We start from the raw sequence: 4,958 nt of genomic DNA on the forward strand, positions 1-4,958 counted from the left end.
AGCTAAGCGACTTCCTTATCTCACAGGGGGCAACCCCCAACTACTTCCGGCGTTCTAGGGCTTAACTTCTGTGTTCGGCATGGGTACAGGTGTATCTCCTAGGCTATCGTCACTTAACTTTGAGTAATACATACTCAAAATTGAATATCTATCAAATTTCACTTAAAATAACCACGCTTCGTATTCTCAGTTACTTTGGATAAGTCCTCGAGCTATTAGTATTAGTCCGCTACATGTGTCGCCACACTTCCACTTCTAACCTATCTACCTGATCATCTCTCAGGGCTCTTACTGATATAAAATCATGGGAAATCTCATCTTGAGGTGGGTTTCACACTTAGATGCTTTCAGCGTTTATCCCTTCCCTACATAGCTACCCAGCGATGCCTTTGGCAAGACAACTGGTACACCAGCGGTAAGTCCACTCTGGTCCTCTCGTACTAGGAGCAGATCCTCTCAAATTTCCTACGCCCGCGACGGATAGGGACCGAACTGTCTCACGACGTTCTGAACCCAGCTCGCGTGCCGCTTTAATGGGCGAACAGCCCAACCCTTGGGACCGACTACAGCCCCAGGATGCGACGAGCCGACATCGAGGTGCCAAACCTCCCCGTCGATGTGAACTCTTGGGGGAGATAAGCCTGTTATCCCCAGGGTAGCTTTTATCCGTTGAGCGATGGCCCTTCCATACGGAACCACCGGATCACTAAGCCCGACTTTCGTCCCTGCTCGAGTTGTAGCTCTCGCAGTCAAGCTCCCTTATACCTTTACACTCTGCGAATGATTTCCAACCATTCTGAGGGAACCTTTGGGCGCCTCCGTTACCTTTTAGGAGGCGACCGCCCCAGTCAAACTGCCCGTCAGACACTGTCTCCGATAGGGATCACCTATCTGGGTTAGAGTGGCCATAACACAAGGGTAGTATCCCAACAGCGTCTCCTTCGAAACTGGCGTCCCGATCTCTTAGACTCCTACCTATCCTGTACATGTGGTACAGACACTCAATATCAAACTGCAGTAAAGCTCCATGGGGTCTTTCCGTCCTGTCGCGGGTAACCTGCATCTTCACAGGTACTAAAATTTCACCGAGTCTCTCGTTGAGACAGTGCCCAAATCATTACGCCTTTCGTGCGGGTCGGAACTTACCCGACAAGGAATTTCGCTACCTTAGGACCGTTATAGTTACGGCCGCCGTTTACTGGGGCTTCAATTCATACCTTCGCTTACGCTAAGCACTCCTCTTAACCTTCCAGCACCGGGCAGGCGTCACCCCCTATACATCATCTTACGATTTAGCAGAGAGCTGTGTTTTTGATAAACAGTTGCTTGGGCCTATTCACTGCGGCTGACCTAAGTCAGCACCCCTTCTCCCGAAGTTACGGGGTCATTTTGCCGAGTTCCTTAACGAGAGTTCTCTCGCTCACCTGAGGCTACTCGCCTCGACTACCTGTGTCGGTTTGCGGTACGGGTAGAGTATGTTTAAACGCTAGAAGCTTTTCTTGGCAGTGTGACGTCACTAACTTCGCTACTAAACTTCGCTCCCCATCACAGCTCAATGTTATAGAACTAAGCATTTAACTCAATTCACACCTCACTGCTTAGACAGACACTTCCAATCGTCTGCTTTAGTTAGCCTACTGCGTCCCTCCATCACTACATACTCTAGTACAGGAATATCAACCTGTTGTCCATCGGATACACCTTTCGGTCTCTCCTTAGGTCCCGACTAACCCAGGGCGGACGAGCCTTCCCCTGGAAACCTTAGTCTTACGGTGGACAGGATTCTCACCTGTCTTTCGCTACTCATACCGGCATTCTCACTTCTATGCGTTCCAGCACTCCTCACGGTACACCTTCTTCACACATAGAACGCTCTCCTACCATACCTATAAAGGTATCCACAGCTTCGGTAAATTGTTTTAGCCCCGGTACATTTTCGGCGCAGGGTCACTCGACTAGTGAGCTATTACGCACTCTTTGAATGAATAGCTGCTTCTAAGCTAACATCCTAGTTGTCTGTGCAACCCCACATCCTTTTCCACTTAACAATTATTTTGGGACCTTAGCTGGTGGTCTGGGCTGTTTCCCTTTCGACTACGGATCTTAGCACTCGCAGTCTGACTGCCGACCATAATTCATTGGCATTCGGAGTTTATCTGAGATTGGTAATCCGGGATGGACCCCTCACCCAAACAGTGCTCTACCTCCAAGAATCTCTAATGTCGACGCTAGCCCTAAAGCTATTTCGGAGAGAACCAGCTATCTCCAAGTTCGTTTGGAATTTCTCCGCTACCCACAAGTCATCCAAGCACTTTTCAACGTGCCCTGGTTCGGTCCTCCAGTGCGTCTTACCGCACCTTCAACCTGCTCATGGGTAGGTCACATGGTTTCGGGTCTACGACATGATACTAAGACGCCCTGTTCAGACTCGGTTTCCCTACGGCTCCGTCTCTTCAACTTAACCTCGCATCATATCGTAACTCGCCGGTTCATTCTACAAAAGGCACGCTCTCACCCATTAACGGGCTCGAACTTGTTGTAGGCACACGGTTTCAGGTTCTATTTCACTCCCCTCCCGGGGTGCTTTTCACCTTTCCCTCACGGTACTGGTTCACTATCGGTCACTAGGGAGTATTTAGGGTTGGGAGATGGTCCTCCCAGATTCCGACGGGATTTCACGTGTCCCGCCGTACTCAGGATACTGCTAGGTACAAAGACTATTTTAAATACGAGGCTATCACTCTCTTTGGCTGATTTTCCCAAACCATTCTTCTATAGTCTTTGAGTCCACATTGCAGTCCTACAACCCCGAAGAGTAAACTCTTCGGTTTGCCCTCCTGCCGTTTCGCTCGCCGCTACTAAGGCAATCGCTTTTGCTTTCTCTTCCTGCAGCTACTTAGATGTTTCAGTTCACTGCGTCTTCCTCCTCATATCCTTAACAGATATGGGTAACAGGTAGTACCTGTTGGGTTCCCCCATTCGGAAATCCCTGGATCATCGCTTACTTACAGCTACCCAAGGCATATCGTCGTTTGTCACGTCCTTCTTCGGCTCCTAGTGCCAAGGCATCCACCGTGCGCCCTTATTAACTTAACCTTATTTTTCTGACCTTTCAGTCATAAACTCTTATTAATACTACAGCGTTTTCGGTTTATTTTCTTGTTACTATTTGATATAGATATTCAATTTTCAATGTGCATTACTTGGTGATCTCTCACCAATGGAGCCTAGCGGGATCGAACCGCTGACCTCCTGCGTGCAAAGCAGGCGCTCTCCCAGCTGAGCTAAGGCCCCACAAGACCTCTCAAGACTAAACAAGACCAATGTGCATTCCTTATCCTTAGAAAGGAGGTGATCCAGCCGCACCTTCCGATACGGCTACCTTGTTACGACTTCACCCCAATCATCTATCCCACCTTAGGCGGCTGGCTCCTAAAAGGTTACCTCACCGACTTCGGGTGTTACAAACTCTCGTGGTGTGACGGGCGGTGTGTACAAGGCCCGGGAACGTATTCACCGCGGCGTGCTGATCCGCGATTACTAGCGATTCCGACTTCATGTAGGCGAGTTGCAGCCTACAATCCGAACTGAGACTGGCTTTAAGAGATTAGCTTGCCGTCACCGACTTGCGACTCGTTGTACCAGCCATTGTAGCACGTGTGTAGCCCAGGTCATAAGGGGCATGATGATTTGACGTCATCCCCACCTTCCTCCGGTTTATTACCGGCAGTCTCGCTAGAGTGCCCAACTAAATGATGGCAACTAACAATAGGGGTTGCGCTCGTTGCGGGACTTAACCCAACATCTCACGACACGAGCTGACGACAACCATGCACCACCTGTCACCTCTGTCCCGAAGGAAAACTCTATCTCTAGAGCGGTCAGAGGGATGTCAAGACCTGGTAAGGTTCTTCGCGTTGCTTCGAATTAAACCACATGCTCCACCGCTTGTGCGGGCCCCCGTCAATTCCTTTGAGTTTCAACCTTGCGGTCGTACTCCCCAGGCGGAGTGCTTAATGCGTTAGCTACGGCACTAAACCCCGGAAAGGGTCTAACACCTAGCACTCATCGTTTACGGCGTGGACTACCAGGGTATCTAATCCTGTTTGCTCCCCACGCTTTCGAGCCTCAGCGTCAGTTACAAGCCAGAGAGCCGCTTTCGCCACCGGTGTTCCTCCATATATCTACGCATTTCACCGCTACACATGGAATTCCACTCTCCCCTCTTGCACTCAAGTTAAACAGTTTCCAAAGCGTACTATGGTTAAGCCACAGCCTTTAACTTCAGACTTATCTAACCGCCTGCGCTCGCTTTACGCCCAATAAATCCGGACAACGCTCGGGACCTACGTATTACCGCGGCTGCTGGCACGTAGTTAGCCGTCCCTTTCTGGTAAGATACCGTCACAGTGTGAACTTTCCACTCTCACACTCGTTCTTCTCTTACAACAGAGCTTTACGATCCGAAAACCTTCTTCACTCACGCGGCGTTGCTCGGTCAGACTTCCGTCCATTGCCGAAGATTCCCTACTGCTGCCTCCCGTAGGAGTCTGGGCCGTGTCTCAGTCCCAGTGTGGCCGATCACCCTCTCAGGTCGGCTATGTATCGTCGCCTTGGTGAGCCGTTACCTCACCAACTAGCTAATACAACGCAGGTCCATCTGGTAGTGATGCAATTGCACCTTTCAAGCAGATATCATGCAATATCTACTGTTATGCGGTATTAGCTATCGTTTCCAATAGTTATCCCCCGCTACCAGGCAGGTTACCTACGCGTTACTCACCCGTTCGCAACTCATCCGGAGAAGCAAGCTCCTCCTTCAGCGTTCTACTTGCATGTATTAGGCACGCCGCCAGCGTTCGTCCTGAGCCAGGATCAAACTCTCATTAAAAGTTTGAGTTCTCACTCATTTCTGTCACTGACAGATTTATTGTTTTTTCATTGTTCAGTACTACAAC

The 4,958-nt window shown here is 49.8% G+C and carries 1 tRNA gene and 3 rRNA genes; all 4 read right to left on the reverse strand.

The features are described 5' to 3' along the window. Position 1 precedes the first annotated feature (1 nt). The 4 genes from rrf to ADM33_RS10425 all read right to left on the reverse strand — a co-directional run bounded on the left by rrf (position 2) and on the right by ADM33_RS10425 (position 4,891). Positions 2 to 117: ribosomal RNA gene (gene rrf / locus ADM33_RS10410) — 5S ribosomal RNA — on the reverse strand. A 78-nt stretch (positions 118 to 195) separates the two neighbouring features. Beyond that, a 23S ribosomal RNA gene (locus ADM33_RS10415) occupies positions 196 to 3,096 on the reverse strand. Positions 3,097 to 3,221: 125 nt separating this feature from the next. Further along, positions 3,222 to 3,294: transfer RNA gene (locus ADM33_RS10420), tRNA-Ala, on the reverse strand. A 50-nt stretch (positions 3,295 to 3,344) separates the two neighbouring features. Then, a 16S ribosomal RNA gene (locus ADM33_RS10425) occupies positions 3,345 to 4,891 on the reverse strand. Together the 16S, 23S and 5S rRNA genes with 1 tRNA gene alongside form the textbook arrangement of a ribosomal RNA operon. Between the last annotated feature and the right edge of the window lie 67 nt (positions 4,892 to 4,958).

This window comes from Streptococcus oralis, assembly GCF_001075875.1.
Lineage (GTDB): Bacteria > Bacillota > Bacilli > Lactobacillales > Streptococcaceae > Streptococcus > Streptococcus oralis_I.